Source organism: Corynebacterium halotolerans (assembly GCF_050107895.1).
Taxonomy (GTDB): domain Bacteria; phylum Actinomycetota; class Actinomycetes; order Mycobacteriales; family Mycobacteriaceae; genus Corynebacterium; species Corynebacterium halotolerans_B.
Genome location: NZ_JBNILW010000001.1, coordinates 151768 through 170652 on the forward strand (window position 1 = coordinate 151768; position 18885 = coordinate 170652).

The 18885-nt window shown below is 64.0% G+C and carries 19 protein-coding genes and 1 pseudogene; 11 read left to right on the plus strand and 9 right to left on the minus strand.

Annotated elements, in window-relative coordinates; all coding sequences use genetic code 11:
* Window positions 1-142 precede the first annotated feature (142 nt).
* The 3 genes and pseudogenes from ACQCVD_RS00685 to ACQCVD_RS00695 all read left to right on the plus strand — a co-directional run.
* Window positions 143-2047, plus strand: a pseudogene (locus tag ACQCVD_RS00685) (ribonuclease J); the annotation flags it as partial.
* Window positions 2048-2109: 62 nt separating this feature from the next.
* Entirely contained in the window at window positions 2110-2724 is a 615-nt protein-coding gene (locus ACQCVD_RS00690) for a TIGR03085 family metal-binding protein (protein WP_426821765.1), read from the plus strand.
* 99 nt (window positions 2725-2823) lie between these two features.
* Complete coding sequence (locus ACQCVD_RS00695) at window positions 2824-6051, plus strand: DNA translocase FtsK 4TM domain-containing protein (RefSeq protein ID WP_426821766.1); 3228 nt, start codon at window positions 2824-2826, stop codon at window positions 6049-6051.
* Window positions 6052-6142: 91 nt separating this feature from the next.
* Here ACQCVD_RS00695 and ACQCVD_RS00700 read toward each other — a convergent pair whose 3' ends face one another.
* Window positions 6143-6283 carry a hypothetical protein gene (locus ACQCVD_RS00700; RefSeq protein WP_426821767.1) on the minus strand — a complete coding sequence of 47 codons (141 nt, stop codon included), beginning with the start codon at window positions 6281-6283 and terminating at the stop codon, window positions 6143-6145.
* On the opposite strand from ACQCVD_RS00700, the gene ACQCVD_RS00705 reads away from it, so the two are divergent.
* Window positions 6283-7389, plus strand: coding sequence for a TerC family protein (locus tag ACQCVD_RS00705; RefSeq protein WP_426821768.1), 1107 nt, complete (start codon window positions 6283-6285; stop codon window positions 7387-7389). The genes ACQCVD_RS00700 and ACQCVD_RS00705 overlap by 1 nt on opposite strands.
* Before the next feature lie 183 nt (window positions 7390-7572).
* Here ACQCVD_RS00705 and ACQCVD_RS00710 read toward each other — a convergent pair whose 3' ends face one another.
* Window positions 7573-7875 carry a YciI family protein gene (locus ACQCVD_RS00710; RefSeq protein ID WP_426821769.1) on the minus strand — a complete coding sequence of 101 codons (303 nt, stop codon included), beginning with the start codon at window positions 7873-7875 and terminating at the stop codon, window positions 7573-7575.
* Between the two features lie 73 nt (window positions 7876-7948).
* On the opposite strand from ACQCVD_RS00710, the gene pgsA reads away from it, so the two are divergent.
* From pgsA to ACQCVD_RS00730, 4 genes are all read left to right on the plus strand, one after another.
* The gene (gene pgsA / locus ACQCVD_RS00715) at window positions 7949-8542 is read left to right on the plus strand and encodes a CDP-diacylglycerol--glycerol-3-phosphate 3-phosphatidyltransferase (protein ID WP_426821770.1); all 594 of its coding nucleotides are present in this window, start codon (window positions 7949-7951) and stop codon (window positions 8540-8542) included.
* Window positions 8539-9105 carry a CinA family protein gene (locus ACQCVD_RS00720; protein WP_426821771.1) on the plus strand — a complete coding sequence of 189 codons (567 nt, stop codon included), beginning with the start codon at window positions 8539-8541 and terminating at the stop codon, window positions 9103-9105. The genes pgsA and ACQCVD_RS00720 overlap by 4 nt, the downstream gene beginning before the upstream one ends.
* Window positions 9106-9113: 8 nt before the next feature.
* Window positions 9114-9452 carry a helix-turn-helix domain-containing protein gene (locus tag ACQCVD_RS00725; RefSeq protein ID WP_426821772.1) on the plus strand — a complete coding sequence of 113 codons (339 nt, stop codon included), beginning with the start codon at window positions 9114-9116 and terminating at the stop codon, window positions 9450-9452.
* 123 nt (window positions 9453-9575) lie between these two features.
* Window positions 9576-10418 carry a PspA/IM30 family protein gene (locus ACQCVD_RS00730; RefSeq protein WP_426821773.1) on the plus strand — a complete coding sequence of 281 codons (843 nt, stop codon included), beginning with the start codon at window positions 9576-9578 and terminating at the stop codon, window positions 10416-10418.
* A 277-nt stretch (window positions 10419-10695) separates the two neighbouring features.
* Here the strand turns inward: ACQCVD_RS00730 and ACQCVD_RS00735 are convergent, their stop codons facing one another.
* The 3 genes from ACQCVD_RS00735 to ACQCVD_RS00745 form a co-directional block, all read right to left on the minus strand.
* A complete protein-coding gene (locus tag ACQCVD_RS00735) occupies window positions 10696-11307 on the minus strand; it encodes an energy-coupling factor transporter transmembrane component T family protein (RefSeq protein WP_426821774.1) in 612 nt (203 codons plus the stop codon).
* The gene (locus tag ACQCVD_RS00740) at window positions 11304-11996 is read right to left on the minus strand and encodes an energy-coupling factor ABC transporter ATP-binding protein (RefSeq protein WP_426821775.1); all 693 of its coding nucleotides are present in this window, start codon (window positions 11994-11996) and stop codon (window positions 11304-11306) included. The genes ACQCVD_RS00735 and ACQCVD_RS00740 overlap by 4 nt, the downstream gene beginning before the upstream one ends.
* A 76-nt stretch (window positions 11997-12072) precedes the next feature.
* Window positions 12073-12690, minus strand: coding sequence for a biotin transporter BioY (locus tag ACQCVD_RS00745; protein ID WP_426821776.1), 618 nt, complete (start codon window positions 12688-12690; stop codon window positions 12073-12075).
* 170 nt (window positions 12691-12860) lie between these two features.
* On the opposite strand from ACQCVD_RS00745, the gene ACQCVD_RS00750 reads away from it, so the two are divergent.
* The 3 genes from ACQCVD_RS00750 (at window position 12861) to recX (ending at window position 15127) form a co-directional block, all read left to right on the plus strand.
* Entirely contained in the window at window positions 12861-13067 is a 207-nt protein-coding gene (locus ACQCVD_RS00750; RefSeq protein WP_426821777.1) for a DUF3046 domain-containing protein, read from the plus strand.
* A gap of 294 nt (window positions 13068-13361) precedes the next feature.
* On the plus strand, window positions 13362-14501 hold the full coding sequence (gene recA, locus ACQCVD_RS00755) for a recombinase RecA (RefSeq protein ID WP_426821778.1): 1140 nt from the start codon (window positions 13362-13364) through the stop codon (window positions 14499-14501).
* 20 nt (window positions 14502-14521) lie between these two features.
* Complete coding sequence (recX, locus tag ACQCVD_RS00760) at window positions 14522-15127, plus strand: recombination regulator RecX (RefSeq protein WP_426821779.1); 606 nt, start codon at window positions 14522-14524, stop codon at window positions 15125-15127.
* A gap of 170 nt (window positions 15128-15297) precedes the next feature.
* Here recX and ACQCVD_RS00765 read toward each other — a convergent pair whose 3' ends face one another.
* The 4 genes from ACQCVD_RS00765 to gluA all read right to left on the minus strand — a co-directional run bounded on the left by ACQCVD_RS00765 (window position 15298) and on the right by gluA (window position 18658).
* Window positions 15298-16236: an amino acid ABC transporter permease gene (locus tag ACQCVD_RS00765; RefSeq protein WP_426821780.1), complete on the minus strand. Its 939-nt coding sequence runs from the start codon at window positions 16234-16236 to the stop codon at window positions 15298-15300.
* Window positions 16236-16922, minus strand: a complete 687-nt coding sequence (gene gluC / locus ACQCVD_RS00770; RefSeq protein ID WP_426821781.1) for a glutamate ABC transporter permease GluC — start codon at window positions 16920-16922, stop codon at window positions 16236-16238. Before gluC ends, ACQCVD_RS00765 begins: the two co-directional genes overlap by 1 nt.
* Window positions 16923-17002: 80 nt before the next feature.
* Window positions 17003-17875 carry a transporter substrate-binding domain-containing protein gene (locus ACQCVD_RS00775; protein ID WP_426821782.1) on the minus strand — a complete coding sequence of 291 codons (873 nt, stop codon included), beginning with the start codon at window positions 17873-17875 and terminating at the stop codon, window positions 17003-17005.
* Between the two features lie 54 nt (window positions 17876-17929).
* Window positions 17930-18658: a glutamate ABC transporter ATP-binding protein GluA gene (gene gluA, locus ACQCVD_RS00780; RefSeq protein ID WP_426822073.1), complete on the minus strand. Its 729-nt coding sequence runs from the start codon at window positions 18656-18658 to the stop codon at window positions 17930-17932.
* Between the last annotated feature and the right edge of the window lie 227 nt (window positions 18659-18885).

Below are 18885 nucleotides of genomic sequence, written 5' to 3' on the forward strand. Positions count from 1 at the left end.
GGCTCCGGAAGCGTCATCCGAGTCCGCACCTGCGGCTGACTCCCAGCAGGAGTCCCGCGGCGGGGGAAATGAATCCCGCCCCGCCAAAGCGGACAGCGGATCTGAAAAGTCGGGATCCGGAAACTCCGGAGCCAACAACGACGGTTCCCGCTCCCGCTCGGGCAACCGACGCGGCGGCCGCGGCCGACGTGGTGGCCAGGGCGGTGGCGCCAACAACGGCAACAGCCGCGACAACAACAAGGGCGGGAACAGCAGCCGGGGTGGCAACCGCCGGAATGTGGTCAAGTCCATGCAGGGCGCGGACATGACCAAGCGGCTGCCCGAGCCGCCGAAGGCCCCGAAGAACGGTCTGCGCATCTACGCGCTGGGCGGAATCTCCGAGATCGGCCGCAACATGACGGTCTTCGAGTACAACAACCGGCTGCTGATCGTGGACGCCGGAGTGCTCTTCCCGTCCTCCGGTGAGCCGGGAGTGGATCTGATCCTCCCGGATTTCGGCCCGATCGAAAAGCAGCTGGACCGGGTGGAGGCCCTCGTGGTCACCCACGGTCACGAGGACCACATCGGTGCCATCCCGTGGCTGTTGAAGCTGCGTCCGGACCTGCCGATCATCGCCTCCCGTTTCACCCTCGCGCTGATCGCCGCGAAGTGCAAGGAGCACCGTCAGCGCCCGAAGCTGATCGAGGTCAACGACAAGTCCAATGAGAACCGCGGGCCATTCAACCTGCGATTCTGGAATGTCAACCACTCGATCCCGGACTGCCTGGGTCTGGCCATCAAGACCGGCGCCGGCCTGGTCATCCACACCGGCGACATCAAGTTGGACCAGACGCCCACGCACGGCCGTCCCACGGACCTGCCGGCCCTGTCGCGCTTCGGCGACGAGGGCGTCGATCTGATGCTGTGTGACTCCACCAACGCCACCACTCCCGGTATCTCCGGTTCGGAGGCCGAGGTGGCCCCGACCATCAAGCGGCTGGTCGGCGAGGCCCGTCAGCGGGTGATCCTGGCGTCCTTCGCCTCGAACGTCTCCCGCGTGCAGGCCGCGGTCAACGCCGCCGTGGCAGCCGGCCGTAAGGTCGCCTTCAACGGTCGTTCCATGATCCGCAACATGGAGATCGCGGAGAAGATGGGTTACCTCAAGGCTCCGCGCGGCACCATCGTCTCCATGGACGACGCCTCCAAGATGGCCCCGCACAAGGTCATGCTCATCACCACCGGCACCCAGGGTGAGCCGATGGCCGCCCTGTCGCGCATGGCCCGCCGGGAGCACCGTCAGATCACCGTCCGTGACGGCGACCTGATCATTCTGTCCTCCTCGCTGGTGCCGGGCAACGAGGAAGCCGTCTTCGGCGTGATAAACAACCTCGCCCAGATCGGTGCGACGGTGATCACCAGCAAGGACGCGAAGGTCCACACCTCCGGACACGGCTACTCCGGGGAACTGCTCTTCCTGTTCAACGCCGCCCGGCCGCGCAACTTCATGCCGGTCCACGGCGAGTGGCGCCACCTGCGGGCCAACAAGGAGCTGGCAGTCTCCACCGGGGTGCAGGAGGACCATGTGGTGCTCGCGCAGAACGGTGTCGTCGTGGATCTCGTCGACGGTCGTGCCAGCGTCGTCGGACAGATCCCGGTGGGCCATCTCTACGTCGACGGCACCACCATGGGTGAGGTCGACGCTGATGTGCTCGCGGACCGTACTTCGCTCGGGTCCGGCGGTGTCATCTCGATCACCGCGGTCATCGACAGCCGTACCGGTCGCCTGATGGAGTCGCTGAAGGTGCAGTCCAAAGGCTACTCCGATGACTCCCGCGAGGTCACCACCGAGGTGGCTGAGCTCGCCGAGACGACCATGAATGACCTGGCGGCCGAGGGGGAGAATGATCCCTACCGCATGGTGCAGCAGCTGCGTCGCCGCATCTCCCGTCTCGTGGAGCAGAAGTGGCGCCGTGAGCCGATGATCCTGCCGACCGTGATCCCGATGACCTCCAACGCCACACGGGGTGTGGACGACTCCGAGGTCAACGCGAGCCTCGAGAGTCTCTGACTCCAGAAGCAGTAGACCGTGCACCCCAGCATCCACCGGTTCCGGTGGTTATGCTGGGGTGCATGTCTTTTGTCGCCGCTGAACGTGCCCGCCTCGCCCACCTGCTGCTGGAGCTCGGGCCTGATGCCCCGACGCTGTGTGAGGGCTGGGCGACGAGGGATCTGGCCGCCCACCTGTTGATCCGGGAGACGAAGCCGGCGGCAGCCGCGGGCATCGTCCTTCCGGTGGGACAGCAGCGCCTGGAGCGCGAGACCCGGCGGCAGCTGGAGCGGGACTATGGCGACGTGGTGCGGGAGTGGGCGGCCGGCCCGCCCCGGTTTTCGCCCTTCGCCGCCCTTGATGGTGTCGTGAACACGGTCGAGTACTTCGTTCATCACGAGGATGTGCGCCGGGGCGGGGGAGTGGTGGTTCCCCGTGACTTCAGCGCGGTGGTCTCGGACCTGCTGTACACCTGGCTGCGTCGGATCGCGCCCCGGTTGCTGGCCAAGAGTCGCGTTCCGGTGGTGTTGACCGCAGAAGGCTATCCTCGGGTGGTCTGCGCGGATCGGCGTGGGGTGGCAGAGCAGGGGAACGAGGTGGTCCGCGTCACCGGTGACGTGGGGGAGGTGCTGTTGTGGGTCTTCGGCCGGGACGCGATTGCGGCCTCCGTGGAAGGCAACGCAGAGTTGGCTCGCTGAATCAAGCCTGAAACCTTGTTCTTGTTCAACCTCAAGTTTATGTTGAGATAACGGTGTGGGAGATGTGAACAGTGGTGCCCCGACGGCTATTCTGGGGCCATGACTGTCAGAAGCGCCGCCTCCAAGCGTCCCAAGAGTACGGCTAAACGTACCCGGGACGGTGAACGTGACCGGGAGAAGAGCCCCAACCGGACTCGTCCGGCCGGCCGGACGATGGCTTCGGCACCAGTGGCGAATCGCGCGGCGGACACATCCGCGGAGCGCACCGGCAGTGCCGTCGGAGCAGTGGCGAAGGGCATCAGCACCGTGTTCGGTGCGTCCGCGAAGGGCGTGGGGAATCTGACGCGGGGCGTCGGCCGCCGCCGCGACCGGCAGGACAATCTGTATGACGAGGACGCCCCCAAGGGCACGGAGGATATGACGGACAGCAGTTCAAAGAAGAAACGCTCCACCGCCGGCGGCGATCAGAAGCCGGCCCGGAAGCGTCCTACCGCGGCGAAGAAGACCGCACCGCCGGAGGACTCCGAAGCAGGTGAAACCCCGGAACTCGACGAGGGGGGTGGATTCGCCGGTACTCTCACGCAGATCGCCGACTGGGTGGAGGAGCACTCGGACGGCCTGGGGCTCTCGCTCATCGGTCTGGCCGCGGTGCTCGGTGCCTCAGTGTGGCTCGACATCGCCGGCCCGATCGGGGAGTTCATCGCCCTGATCACCCACACCGTGATCGGCGCGGGCGCGGTCATTCTGCCGGTCGCCCTCGTCGGCCTGGCCATTGTCCTGATGCTGAGGCTCAAGAGCGAGTCCACGGAACGGCTCCGCATCACCTTCGGCATCGCGATCATCATCGTGGCCATGCTGGGGCTGGTGCATGTCCTGGCGGGCAATCCCACCGATTGGGAGGGCCGCCGGATCGCGGGGGGTGTCATCGGCACCTACACCGGCGGCATCCTGGCCGCCGGCTTCAGCAGCTATCTGGCCATCCCCATCCTCGCCCTGGTCATCATCTACGGGGCGTTGAAGGTGACCGGCATCAGTGTCCGGGAGGCCTGGGGTTACTTGAGTGGTGCGCTCGGCGGCCGGCTCTCCGACCGCTGGGAAGAGGACCCCGACGAAGATGACCTCTACGGCCACGTTGACCGTGAGCTGGATGCCCGGGCCACCGATGGGGAAGAGGAACAAGCGCCTCGACGGTCCGCGGCCCGTCGCCCGGCCGCAGCCTCACGCCCCCGGGCCAACTCCCGCCCGGCCCGGCCGACCCGACCCGCAACCCGGACTCCGGAGCCCACCCCGATGGACAACTACCCGGTTGAGGGTGGGGACGAGGACCACAGTCAGCACACGTTGTTCCAGTCGCCGGATAACGCCACCGCCAAAACGACGGCCATGCAGCGACCCAGCACCCCGGCCCAGAGGCCGGCGCCGAAGAAGCGGAGTGCGGAGGTCGCCGATACCGACGAATTCCCGGCGGTGAGCGGCGCGGTCGCCACCGGGGCGTCGGCAAGCGGCGCGTCCGCTGCTGGACAGCAGCCGGCCGATGACGCCAACGACACCGTCGCCGCCAGCCGGGAGGCCATGCGGGCGGCGATCGTCGCCCGTTCGGGTGTCGATGCTGCGGCGGTCCCGGCCAGTACCCCCAAGAGCGAGATTGCCGCGGCAGAGGCTGCGGCGGCGGGCTCCCCGGCCCCGGCCGTCCGCGAGCCGGAGTTCGCTGGTGACTATGAGCTACCGAGCACGGAACTGCTGATCCCCGGAGAACCGGCCAAGACCCGTTCTGAGGTCAATGACCGCATGATCGAGGCGATCACCGAAGTATTCAGCGAGTTCAAGGTCGATGCCGCCGTGACCGGGTTCTCCCGTGGTCCGACGGTCACCCGTTACGAGGTGGAACTGGGGCCCGGGGTGAAGGTCTCCAAGATCACCAACCTCCAGTCGAATCTGGCCTATGCTGCCGCCACGGACAACGTCCGGCTGCTCACCCCGATCCCCGGCAAGTCCGCCGTGGGTATCGAGGTGCCCAACGCCGACCGTGAGATGGTCCGCCTGGCGGATGTGCTCGAGGCGCCTGCGACCATGGCCAATGAGGACTCGATGCTGATCGGGTTGGGCAAGGACATTGAGGGTGAGTTCGTCTCGGCGAGCGTGCAGAAGATGCCGCACCTGCTGGTGGCAGGTTCCACCGGCTCCGGTAAGTCCGCCTTCGTGAACTCCCTGCTGGTGTCGCTGCTCACGCGGGCGACCCCGGAGGAGGTCCGCCTGATCCTGGTGGATCCGAAGATGGTGGAGTTGACGCCCTATGAGGGAATTCCGCATCTGATCACTCCGATCATCACGCAGCCGAAGAAGGCCACGGCGGCCCTGCAGTGGCTCGTGGAGGAGATGGAACAGCGTTACATGGACATGAAGTCCACGCGGGTGCGCCACATCAAGGACTTCAACCGGAAGGTACGGTCGGGGGAAATCCAGGCGCCCCTGGGATCGGAGCGGGAGTACCGCCCCTACCCGTTCATCATCTGTGTGGTCGACGAGCTCGCCGACCTGATGATGACCGCGCCGAAGGAGATCGAGGAATCGATCGTGCGTATCACCCAGAAGGCCCGTGCCGCCGGCATCCACCTGGTGCTGGCCACGCAGCGGCCGTCCGTCGACGTGGTCACCGGTCTGATCAAGACCAACGTGCCGTCCCGTCTGGCGTTCGCGACCTCCTCGTTGACCGACTCCCGCGTCATCCTGGACCAGGGCGGCGCCGAGAAGCTCATCGGCATGGGTGACGCCCTGTTCATCCCGCAGGGCGCCGGCAAGCCGCAGCGACTGCAGGGCGCCTTCGTCACCGACGATGAGATCCAGGCGGTCGTGGAGGCCGCCAAGGAGCAGCGCGAGCCCGAGTACACCGAGGGTGTCACCGAGGAGAAGGCTTCCGAGGCGAAGAAGGAGATCGACGACGACATCGGCAAGGACATGGACGACCTGCTCGAGGCCGTCGAGCTGGTGGTGACCTCCCAGCTGGGGTCGACCTCCATGCTGCAGCGCAAGCTGCGCATCGGCTTCGCCAAGGCGGGACGCCTGATGGACCTGATGGAGTCCCGTGGCGTCGTGGGCCCCTCGGAGGGGTCCAAGGCCCGCGAGGTGCTGGTCAAGCCGGAGGAGCTGGACACGATCGTCTGGATGATCAAGGGTGCTGACCCGGCGGAGGCTCCAAGGGAGGAGCCCGCGGGAACGGATCCCGGGGACGCCGCCGGGGGCCTGCCTGCGGGTGGCGAGGACACCGGACTGCAGGACGACACCCGGACCGTCCAGGCCACCTACAATCCCACCCAGGGAGCGTTCTAGGGGAAGGTTCCCGGCCTATCCCGCCCTGCCGTCCCGCGAGGGTGCCACCCAGGTGACACCAGGGGGCGGCATCGGCTATAGTTGCGGAGCGTCAGGAGGGGAGTACCCCGGAAACGGCATTGATCGTCAGCACGGCGACCACCATTGGTCCCCCGGTCATGTCGGCCCGTCCAGTGGTGGACCGGGTGGGGGAGACCTCCGGCTCATTCGAGACCGGAGGTTTGTTTAACAATGTCTGTCCCCTTGTGGATCTGGGCGGTCACGATCATCGTGATCGCCGGGTTCTTCGTCTTTGACTTCTACTCCCACGTCAGGACCCCGCACGAGCCCACCATCAAGGAATCCACGTGGTGGTCTATCTTCTACGTGGCCCTGGCCCTGTTGTTCGGCCTGTTTATCTGGATCGTCTGGGATCACCAGCACGGCATGGAGTACCTGACCGGTTATGTGACCGAGAAGGCCCTGAGCGTGGACAACCTGTTCGTCTTCGCACTCATCATGGGGGCCTTCCAGATTCCCCGCCAGTTCCAGCAGAAGGTGCTGTTGATCGGCATCGCCCTGGCCCTGTTCTTCCGGCTCATCTTCATTCTGATGGGCGCCGCGGTCATCGAGGCCTGGTCAGACGTCTTCTACCTGTTCGCCGCTTTCCTGCTGTTCACCGCGGTGAAGATGATCTGGGACGAATTCGCGGACCAGCCGGAGAAGGACCCGAAGGACATGCTCGTGGTCAGGGCGGCCTCGAAGGTCCTCCCGATCACCGACAAGATCGACGGGGATCACCTGTCCCTGAAGAAGAACGGCAAGCGGTGGTTCACTCCGCTCATGATCGCCCTGGTTGCCATCGGTCTGATCGACATCATGTTCGCCCTCGACTCCATCCCGGCGATCTACGGCATCACCACTGAGGCCTACCTGGTGTTCACCACCAACGCCTTCTCTCTGCTGGGGCTGCGGCAGATGTACTTCCTGCTGGACGGGTTGCTGGACCGCCTGGTGTACCTATCCTACGGACTGTCCATCATCCTGGGCTTCATCGGTGTGAAACTGCTGCTGCACGCGCTCCACGAGAACAACCTGCCGTTCATCAACGGCGGTGAGAACGTGGCGGTGCCGGAGGTCTCCACCCAGTTGTCCCTGTCTGTCATCGTCGTGGTCCTGGTGGTCACCGTGCTGCTGTCCATCTGGAAGAACAAGCACGACGAGGCCCAGGGTGCGATCGACATCTCGGTCTACGCCCGTGATGAGGAGCGTCGCCAGCGGGAGTCGCAGTCTGCGGCGTCCGAGGTTCCGGAAGAGATCGCCACTGGCGATCAGACTCCTGACGACGGCAGGAAGTGACGCCGGAGATATGCGTTCGTGACGGGGTGCTTCGACGGGCCCGATGACTGATGTGAACGGCTGTGGGGCCGGGGAGGACCATGTGATCCTCCCCGGCCCCACCGGCATCAGGAGGATCGGAGTCCCCGTGGCGTGCGGGGCGTCCTCCGGAAAATGACGGACATGCGGGCTGCGACGGTGGGTCTATTCGCCTGGGGCGCGGAAGACGTTCTTGACCGGATTCCAGGACCGGATCTGACGCCCAGTGATGATGCCGTGCCGGTTGAACGGATCGGCGTCCATGAGCTGTTCGGCATCGGTGATTCCGGCCGGCTCCGGTAACCGGATGATGATCAGGGCGCCGCCGTTCTCGTCGGTGAACGGTCCGGAGCCGATCAGCTGCCCGTTATCCTGCAGCTCACTGAGGAATGCCCGGTGCTGCGGACGGTGGCTAGCCACCTGATCGGCATCAGTGATGTATTCATAGAGAATCGCGAAGGTGTTCATGGGGTGATTCTACGGCAGGCGGTGGGCCGGGGGCCGAGTAACGAAGCGAAACATACCGGGTAGGGTTGGGGATGTGAATCGACCTGGAGCAAATGTGAACCACGCTGGGGAGCCGGTGGCGAAGCCGTCCAACTTCAACCTCCCTAACGTGCTCACGAGCCTGCGGATAATTCTGATCCCGCCGTTCGCATGGCTCGTGCTCCGGGCGGATAATGAGCACCTGGGCTGGATGTGGGCGGCGTTCGGGCTCTTCGCCGCGTTGATGATCACCGACAAGCTCGACGGGGACATTGCCCGCGCCCGGGGTCTGGTCACCGATTTCGGCAAGATCGCCGACCCCATCGCGGACAAGGCGCTGATGACCACGGCTCTGGTGTGCCTGAATCTGGTGGGGGTCCTCCCGTGGTGGATCACCGCGGTGATCGTGGTCCGGGAGTTCGGCATCACGGTCTGGCGGATGATCCAGCTGCGTCGGGGCCGCGTGGTCCCCGCCAGCAAGGGGGGCAAGTTGAAGACCGCCCTGCAGACCCTGGCCGTCGGTCTCTACCTCTGCCCGCTGCCGGGGTGGATGGACCTGCCGACCTTGATCGTCATGCTTGCTGCTGTTGTGGTCACCGTGGCCACCGGAGTCCAGTATCTCCTGGACGCGAGGAAGCTGCAGCAGTGACCGCGCCACGGGTTCCGGAGGAGGATCGGGTCGCGCTCGTGAGCGCCCTGGTGGCCGCCGGTCAGAGCGTGGCCACCTGTGAGTCCCTCACAGCCGGCTTGGCCGCGGCGATGATCGCCGATGTCCCCGGGGCATCCGCCGTACTCCGCGGCGGCCTGATCACCTATGCCACTGATCTCAAACAGACGCTGGCCGACGTCGACCCTGCGCTGTTGGGCACCCAGGGACCCGTGTCGCAGGAGACGGCCGCCCAGATGGCGCTCGGTGCCCGGCACCGCTGCGGTGCTGATTGGGCGGTGTCTCTGACCGGGGTGGCTGGCCCGACCCCCCAGGACGGCCACCCGGTGGGCGAGGTCTTTCTCGGCATCGCTGCGCCCGACGGTACCGTGGAGAGCCTGCGGGTGCTGCCCGAACCCGATGATGACAACGACGAGGCAGCGGACGGGATTGCAGGGGAGGTGTTGCAGGGCACCCGGTGGGAAATCCGCCGACAGTCCGTTGATTTCGCGCTGCACCAACTTCTTTTACGCGTGGTGGAACAAAATTCCCGAAAGAACCGTTGAGGATAATGATGGCAACTAACACAGCACTTTTAGACCAGCCGGTTGTCGCGCCGGCCAGGCGAATCCGCCCGCAGCCCCTGCTGCGGGAGGCGCTCGGCGGTGCCCTCCGTTCATACCGAACCGACCAGAACGTCACCCTCCGTGAACTCGCGGAGTCGGCCCGGGTGTCCCCGGGTTACCTCTCCGAGTTGGAACGCGGGCGCAAGGAAGTATCCTCGGAGCTTCTCGCCTCCGTCTGTCACGCCCTGCAGGTCTCGGTGGCTGATGTCCTCATCGAAGCCGCCGGTTCCATGGCACTGCGCTCCGCGGTCGAGGAGATGACGGCTTCCGAGGCAGCCGCCCGGTAGCAGGCGACTGTCACCTGCCGGGATCGTTTCAGCTACCATGGTGGCGAATAACCGCCCCTGAGCTGTCCCGCAGTGCACGGAGCTAAATCAAACTCGTGAACTATTCCTAGGAGGGCCCGCGACATGGCTAATCCCTTTGTCAAGGCATGGAAGTACCTGATGGCGCTGTTCGACTCGAAGATCGAGGAGAATGCTGACCCTAAGGTGCAGATCCAGCAGGCTATTGAGGATGCCCAGCGTCAGCACCAGGAGCTGTCGCAGCAGGCTGCAGCGGTGATCGGCAACCAGCGTCAGCTGGAGATGCAGCTCAACCGCCGTCTCGGCGAGATCGAGAAGCTGCAGGCGAACACCAAGCAGGCCATTCAGCTGGCAGATAAGGCCCGGGCCGAGGGTGACGAGAAGAAGGCCCTGGAATACGAGAACGCTGCTGAGGCCTTCGCCGCGCAGCTCGTCACTGCGGAGCAGTCGGTGGAGGACACCAAGCAGCTCCACGATCAGGCCCTCCAGCAGGCTGACCAGGCCAAGCAGGCGGTGGAGCGCAACTCGATGGCTCTCCAACAGAAGGTGGCCGAGCGAACCAAGCTGCTCAGCCAGTTGGAGCAGGCCAAGATGCAGGAGAAGGTATCTGAGTCCCTGCAGTCCATGAACTCCCTCGCAGGCTCCGGCAACACGCCGAATCTTGATCAGGTGCGGGACAAGATTGAGCGCCGCTACTCGAATGCACTGGGGCAGGCTGAGCTGGCCCAGAACTCGGTGCAGGGACGGATGGCCGAGGTACAGCAGGCGGGAATCCAGATGGCCGGCCACTCCCGCCTGGAACAGATCCGCGCGGAGATGGGCGGCGGAGGCAGCAAACAGGTTGATTCCGGTGCAGCACAGGAATCCATCGAGCCCGGCAACAGCACCCAGCAGAATGTTTCCAGTGATGCTGTCGCACAGCGGATGCGTGAGCTGCGGGGCGAATAGTCACCGGCTCCGGCCCGTGACCGAGGCCATCGGAAATTCTTGGCCAGTGCCGCGATCACCCCCGACTCCCCGATGAGGGAGCCGGGGGTGATCTGCTTCTAGTACCTCCCGCCTCCGTCCAGCAGGCCGCCGGCGACACCTCTTCGGGAGGTCAACTCACTGCCGGATGGGAATCGGCGGCAGCGGCCCTCTGCCGGGACCGGTTGAGGTGGGAGACATTTCTTCCGGTAGGCGACCCGCCCGGTGTCCGGAACCACCGAGGTGGTTTCCAGCGCCGCTAATCTCCCACGCCGCGGGCGTGAAGTGCTTCGCCGATACCGCGCGCCCGTCGCAGACTGCGGATCAGTACCGGAGTGGTGAAGGCCCGGATGGAGAAGGACGCCCCACGCGCCTTACGGGCGTTGAGCACTTCCTGGACCGTCGCCAGCTGCAGCGGTATCAGCCGGATGGTGAGGGAGATGGCGAGACTGATGGTCTCCACCGGTAGCCCGAATCGGGCGAACGGGGCCATCATTTTTTCCACCGCATCCATCAGCTCGGAAATGGTGGTGGTGAGCGTCAGCAGCGTCGCCGCCATGATTGCGGCGAATATGGTGAGGACCGTGACCAGCGCTGTGTCGCCTCCACGCTGCCACCACTGGAACAGACCGAGCACGGTGAGAATCGGTAGCGGAGGCCAGAGCTGCCCCAGGGCGATACGCAGGGGAATCCGGGCGGTCAGATAACCCAGTGCAGGAATGGCGACGGCTGCGACCGCGACGCCGACCGTCTTGGCGAAGATGGCACTGATCAGGATGAATAGAATGAGCAGACCAAATTTCCAGCCGGCGGGAGCACGGTGGACCAGCGTGGAACCCGGGACATAGACCCCGAGGGGGAGAGAGTTCACAGCACCCGCTCCTGCATGAGCCGCACATAGTGATCGATGACGTCATCAGGGTCTCCGTCGGCCTCGATACGGTGGTTGTCGATGCACAGCACCCGGTCGAACCCCCGGAGGAAATCGAGATCGTGGGTGACGACGATCAGCTGCTGATCCAGGGCCTCGAATTCCCGCTGGATCCGGATCCGATTTCGGAGATCAAGCAAGGTAGTGGGCTCATCGGCGACGATAATCTCGGGCTCGAGGACCAGCACAGCAGCCAGCGCGAGCAATTGTTTCTGGCCTCCGGACAGGAGGTGGGGGGATTGCTCCGCATGCGCGCTCAGACCAAAGCGCTCCAACATCTCATCCACCCGATGCCGTCGCTCAGATCGTGGCAGCTTGAGCTTGCGGAGGGAGAAGTCCACGTCTTCCCGTACCCGCGGCATGACAATCTGGTTTTCAGCGTCGGAGAAGACGAAACCGACCCGGCGCCGGATCTGGCGGCCGTGCTCAGCGACATCCACGCCGTCGACGAGAACCTGCCCCTGGCTGGGTTCACCCAGTCCGTTGATGAGCCGGGCGAGGGTGGACTTGCCGCCACCGTTGGCCCCGATGACGCCGATGCGCCGCTCGGTGAGGTTGAGGTTGATATCGGACAAGACGGTGGTGCCGTCGTAGTCGACGCTTACGTCCCGGAAGGTGATCTCAGACATGGGTTCTACATTTCCAGATGCGCAGGGGGAAAGAGGGAAATAGCTCGGGCCGTGATACGGCAGGCGGCCGGCACAGCTACCGGGCACCAGTGGGAGCGCCGATTCTGTTGCCTGAACGGGTGGGGCGCCGCCTGCGCATGAGGTCGGGAAACGCGGTGTGGACACCGAGTGCGATCGCGACCATCAGGGCGAACTTCGCGAGGTCCGGGATGATGAAGGGGGACTGAGCCAGAACTGCCTCGGCGAAGGACAGGTCTGCCCGCAAGACCAGACCCGCTGAGCCGCAGAGGTACTGGACAAGTAAACCGACCACCGCAGCAAGAGCGAACACGAGCGTCTGACCGACCCGGTTCCTCCGCGGGGCACGGTATGCGACTGCTCCGGCGAGGGCCGCGGAGATGATGTATCCGACAATATAGCCGATGGTGGGGCCAGCGAGCGCCTGGACCGTGGAACGACCTCCGGCGAGCACCGGCAGGCCGAGCAATCCGAGACCGACGAATAGGAGAGCCGCCAGCCCGCCACGTCGCCCACCGAGCACCAGTCCGGCGAGCACGACCGCTGCGTTCTGCAGGACGACGGGAACACCCGCGGTCCCGATGGGAATCGAGACGAACGCCAACACGATGATGAGAGCGGCGAAGACGGCGATGTAGGCCAGGTCCACAGCAGTTCCGAGACGATTTCGTTTCATGTCCCGAAAGCTTACCTTGAACGGTGTTTAAGCACGTAAGAACCGAGGTTGAACACCGTTTAGGGGTGGCAAGCCAGTGGCGTGGGGGCCGGACGCCCAGGCAGGGGTGGGCATGTGGGATCTATTGCCCGCGGTGACCTTCGCGGTGGGGGCAGCGGTAGTATCAGGGCATGCGCTTGACGGAATTTCACCAACTGGTGGTCGATGAATTCGGAGAATCCGAGGGGAAGTGGATCGTTCATTCCCACGTGCTCGCAGGTTTGGGAGGTACCGCAGAGGAGCTCATGGAGACGGGTGAGGATCTACGGAAGATCTGGCGCGGTCTCTGCGATGATTTCGATGTCCCAGAGGAGCGTCGGCTCGGCAGGGACGAATGACTTTCCCCCCTTCCTTCCAGCGGAAGGGGTTGATCGTGAAAGCGCGGTTCACGTGCGACAGTGGGGTTTCGGCATTCGAATTCCGGGCGTTGCATTCGAACAGTTGTGCGTGTAACTTCAAAGGCAATGTTCCGGGGGAGAGGTACCTTCGGTAGTCAGAGTCGGCGCCAGGAACCCGCGGGATCCTGCAGTCGCATCCCCAGGTCTAAACAGTTGAGAGGTGGCGGATCGGGAAACGGGCCCGGTCGTCACCAGCATCGTCCCCGGAAAATGAACGAGATTAAGGAACATAAGATGGCACCGAAGAAAACTAAGGCAGCGGCCGGCACGGCCACGAAGGATGACCGGCAGAAGGCGCTCGATTCTGCTCTGGCAATGATCGAGAAGGACTTCGGCAAAGGTGCGGTGATGCGTCTGGGCGATGAGAATCGCCCGCCGATCAGCGTCATCTCCTCAGGTAATACCGCCATCAACGTGGCTTTGGGCATCGGCGGTTTCCCGCGGGGACGTGTCGTCGAGGTCTACGGTCCGGAATCCTCCGGTAAGACCACTGTGGCCCTTCATGTCATCGCCGAGGCTCAGCGGGCCGGAGGTATCGCGGCCTTCATCGACGCGGAGCACGCGCTCGACCCTGATTACGCCCGCAAGCTCGGTGTGGACACCGACGCCCTCCTCGTTTCCCAGCCGGACACCGGCGAACAGGCCCTGGAGATCGCGGACATGCTGGTCCGCTCGGGGGCGATCTCCATCATCGTCGTGGACTCCGTGGCAGCCCTGACCCCCAAGGCTGAAATTGAGGGGGAGATGGGTGACAGCCACGTCGGTCTCCAGGCGCGCCTGATGAGCCAGGCGCTGCGGAAGATGACCGGTGCCCTGTATAACTCCGGCACCACCGCGATCTTCATCAACCAGCTTCGTGAGAAGATTGGCGTGATGTTCGGCTCACCGGAGACCACCACCGGTGGTAAGGCGTTGAAGTTCTACGCTTCAGTCCGCTGTGACGTCCGGCGCATCCAGACCCTCAAGGACGGCCAGGATGCTATCGGAAACCGCACCCGCATGAAGATCGTGAAGAACAAGGTTTCCCCGCCCTTCAAGATCGCCGAGTTTGACATCATCTACGGCGAGGGAATTTCCCGGGAATCCTCGTTGATCGATATGGGCGTGGAAAACGGGGTCATCAAGAAGTCCGGATCGTGGTTCACTTACGAGGGAGACCAGCTCGGCCAGGGCAAGGAGAAGGTGCGCCTCCACCTCAAGGAGAACACTGACCTGGCGGATGAGATCGAGAAGAAGATCCTGGTGAAGCTGGGCATCGGCCCGGAAGCCGCGCAGGAAACTGATGATCTCAGCGACGACCCGGTGGATATGGTTCCCAGTGTTGATTTCGCCGATGACGATGATGCGGAAGAGCCCTTGGCCGAGAACCAGTGATGCAGATGGGTGCTTCGGACGTGCCCTCAGGGGATGATGAGGTTCGCGCCGCCAAGCTCGACCAACTCCGGAAGGCCGTGGAGGCGTATGAGGCTGGTGAAGGCCCCACGCTCTTCGATCACGCCGCGGAGGAGGCCAAGGCTGAGGTGAGAAACCGCGCCCTCCGCCTGCTCGACCAACGCGCCCGCTCCCGAGAGGAATTGAATAGTCGGCTGACTGCCCTGGAATTTGAACCACGGGTCATTGCTGAGGTGCTTGATGATCTTGAGTCCGCCAGGTTGATCGACGATCGGGAATTCGCCCGGGAGTGGGTGCGGCAACGTCATCAGCGGCGCGGTAAATCCGCCCGAGTGCTCGATCGGGAACTCAGCCAGAAGGGCGTATCCGCCACTGTGAGGGCCGAAGCCCTGGAGCAGATCGATGCAGCGGACGAGGAAGCCATGGCCCGCCAGCTGGCAGCGAAAAAGGCACGGTCCATCAAGACCGCACCTGCTGACCGGACAGAGCGGGACAAGCAATTACGTCGGATCGTCGGAGTACTGGCGCGTCGTGGATTTCCGGAAGGCATGGCGCTTCGTGTGGCGAGGGAAGCTCTCAAGGAGCGGCTGCAGGAACTCGAACTGTGAGCAGTCATGCGCCCGAGGCACGGGGAAACCTGTCGCATTTTCTGCGCTTCATTGGAGACGCCGCCACACAACCTGACAGCGCTTGCCTATCCGGATGCCAACACACCCCAGGGCCCTGCTACCGGCCGGGCACTGGGGTGTGTGAAGCAGTGGGGTGAGGGCAGCCGAGACTAGCGCTGCTGGGCGTCCGGTTGGATGATGCCGGCTTCCGACAGCCCCACGGTGGCACTGCCGGTAGCCTCCGCTTCCTGGGAGTGGCCCGGCCGGGCTTTGCCCAGGATATTGCGTCGTCTGCGTCCAGACCGCAGCTGTCCTTCGATGCGCTGCGCCAATCCGGACAGTAGATAGTTAATGAGAATCATGATGACCGCAACCACAGCGAGGGCGGCAAGGTAGTTCTGGTTGGAGGACGCCGACTGGATTCCGGAGCGGACCACTTCCACGTAGCCGATCTGGTATCCCAGTGCGGAGTCTTTCAGGGCGATGACCATCTGCGCGACGAGTGCCGGCAGCATCGCCGCGACGGCCTGCGGCAGCTGAATCGACCAGAGGGTTTGTCGGTGGGAAAGGCCCAGAGCCTTCGAGGCCTCGACCTGCCCCTTGGGAAGACTCCGGATGCCGGAGCGGAGAATCTCCGCGATCACCGAGCCGTTGTACATGGTCAGCCCGAAGACTACGGCACCAAAAGCCAACTGCCGGGGTGGCAGGATGGAGTACACGGCAAAGAGCTGATAGGCGAAGATCATCAGGAGCAGCACCGGGATGGCACGGAAGAATTCCACGATGGCGGCGCAGACCCAGCGGATCACCGGGTTCTCGGCCAGTCGTCCGAGGCCGAGCAGCACACCCATCACCAACGCCAGCAGGATGGATACGAAGGCCGATTTCAGGGTTCCCCAGAGTCCGGGGAGCAGATAGGTCTGCCAGGTCCTGGAATCCAGGAAGGGAGCCCACTTCTCTGCTGTCAGCTGCCCGTTTCCGGCGAGCGTGTCGAGGACCCACCAGAGCGCGAGAGCGACGACCACGACGGTCAGAACAGTGTAGATCCGGTTGTTGCGGCGCCCCCTGGGGCCGGGCGCGTCGTAGAGAACGGTGGCACGAACGCTCATTATCTCTTCACCGCCCATCGGGTGGATAGATTCCCCAGGGCCAGGCCCATGGGGAGAGTGAGGATCATGAAGCCCACAGCAAAGATGCCGAAGATGATGAACAGCATGTTGGCGTGATTCTCAATGGTTTCCTTCATCAGCAGTGACGCCTCCGCCACCCCGATGACTGAAGCGATTGTGGTGTTCTTGGTCAAAGCGATCAGCGTGTTTCCCAGCGGGACGATTGACGAACGAAAAGCCTGCGGGAAAACGATGTTGCCGAACAACTGCCGGAAATTCAGACCCAGGGAGCGGGCAGCTTCGGCCTGTCCGAAGTGGACGGTGTTGATGCCGGAGCGTAATGATTCGGCGACGAAGGTCGAGGTGTAGAGAATGAACCCGAGCACCGCCAGGCGGAAGTTGTTGTCTGACACGAAGGTCGCGCTGTCCCGGCCCGCCAGCGTCAGTCCGAGGTTCTGGTAGAGGCCGAAGGAACAGAACAGGATGATCAGGGTGAGCGGGGTATTGCGGACGGTGTTGATGTAGAAGGTCGCGATGCCGCGCATGATCCGCACCGGGGATACCCGCATGGCGGTCAGAATGGTGCCCAGGATCATCGATCCGATCGCGGAGAACACGGTCAGTTTGATGGTGATCCAGAAGGCGGGCCAGAGTTGCGGACCGAGGTCGGCCCAGAAGGCTTGCATGTGTTCAGCCCCCTCCCGAGGGTGTCGGCGAATGAGCCCGCCACGGCGCCATCACAGCGGCACCGTGGCGGGCGACGGAATTACTCCTCCATGAAAGACAGGTCGCCCGGCGTACTTTCGGTGATGCCCTGACCCTCGCCGAGGTTGGCGCTGATGAACTCATCGAACGCACCGCTGGAGAGCATCTCCTCCAGCGCGGCATTGATCGCGTCCGTGCCTTCCTGATCGTCCTTGGCCAGGCCGATCCCGTAGTACTCGTCGGTGAAGGCGGAACCGTCGTCCTTCTGCATCTCCACCACGCGGAACTGGCCCGGAGACTGCGCCGCGTAACCGTTGAGGATGGTGGCGTCGGTGGTCATCGCGTCAATGTTGCCCTGGCGCAGTGCCTCGACGCAGGAGGAGTAGGTGTCGTATTCCTGGAGCTGCACACCCGGCAGCACATCCTTCACGGTCTGAGCCGGTGTGGAGCCGGTGACGGAGCAGAGGATGCGGCCATCCAGGTCCTCGACGGCGTTGATGTCGGAGTTCTCCTCCTGGACCAGCAGTGCCTGGTGGGTCAGCAGATAGGGGCCGCCGAAGTTGACGGTTTCAGAACGAGCGGTGTTGATTGAGTAGGTGGCGGTGATCATGTCCACTTCACCGTTCTGGATCAACGTCTCACGCTGGGCGGAAGGGGTCTCCCGCCAGGTGATCTCAGGGCTGTCCCAGCCGTTGGTCTCGGCGATGTGGTCCACGACGTACTGCGCGACGTCGACGTCGAGTCCGGACATCGAGTCATCGGGGTTGCGCAGGCCGAGTCCGGGCTGATCGTACTTCGTGCCGAGGGTGACCTGGCCGGACTCGATGTTGGCCAGCAGGCCTTCCGAGGAACTCGAGCCACAGGCAGCGAGAGTCACACCCGATAGCGCGGCGACGGCGAGGGCGGCGGTGATACGGCGGGTGAAGCGGGACATGGTGTTCTCCTTGAGGGGGGTCAGAAAGGGGAGGCGTGCGCGTGTGACGCGTCGCTAGTGGGCCAGGATCTTGCCCAGGAAATCCCGGGCACGGTCGGTCTTGGGGTTGCTGAAGAACTCGTCGGGGGCGGCGTCCTCGACGATGGCTCCGTCGGACATGAACAGGATCCGGTCCGCCACTTTGCGGGCGAACCCCATCTCATGACTGACGACGATCATCGTCATGCCCTCCTTGGCCAGCAGGGCCATGACGTCGAGCACCTCATTGACCATCTCCGGGTCCAGCGCTGAGGTGGGCTCGTCGAAGAGCATGATCTTCGGATCCATCGCCAGAGCCCGGGCGATGGCCACGCGCTGCTGCTGTCCGCCGGAGAGCTGGGCGGGATACTTGTCCGCCTGATTGGCGATGCCGACCCGTTCGAGGAGATGCATCGCCCGCTCAGTGGCATCTTTTTTCTTCTTGTGCCGTACCTTGATCGGGCCGAGGGTGATGTTGTCCCGGACCTTCAGGTGAGGGAAGAGGTTGAAGGACTGGAATACCATGCCCACATCCGCCCGGAGCTTGGCCAGGTCGCGGCCTTCCTCAGGGAGGGGAACCCCGTCAATCTCGATGACGCCGGACTGGATGGTCTCCAGCCGGTTGATGGTGCGGCACAACGTGGATTTGCCGGAACCGGAAGGGCCGAGCACCACAACCACCTGGCCGCGGGGGACCTCAAGGTTGATGTCCTTGAGGGCCTGGAAATCGTCGAAGTACTTCTGGACGTCGGTCATGCGGATCATGGTCTGCTGGCCGGCTCCGCCACCGTTCTCGGGAGGGGGTGTTCCCGGCCTGGAGAGTGGACTTTCGCTCATGCAAAGTACGTTAATGTATTCCAGCTCACAGGGGGAGGTTTTGATGAAAAAGTTATACCCGGCTGAGAATTTCTCACACTGACACTCATCAGCCGGGCACCGGAAGCCGCCTCGAAAGACAGGGAATCGCTGGTGGAGCGCCAGTTATCCGGCGC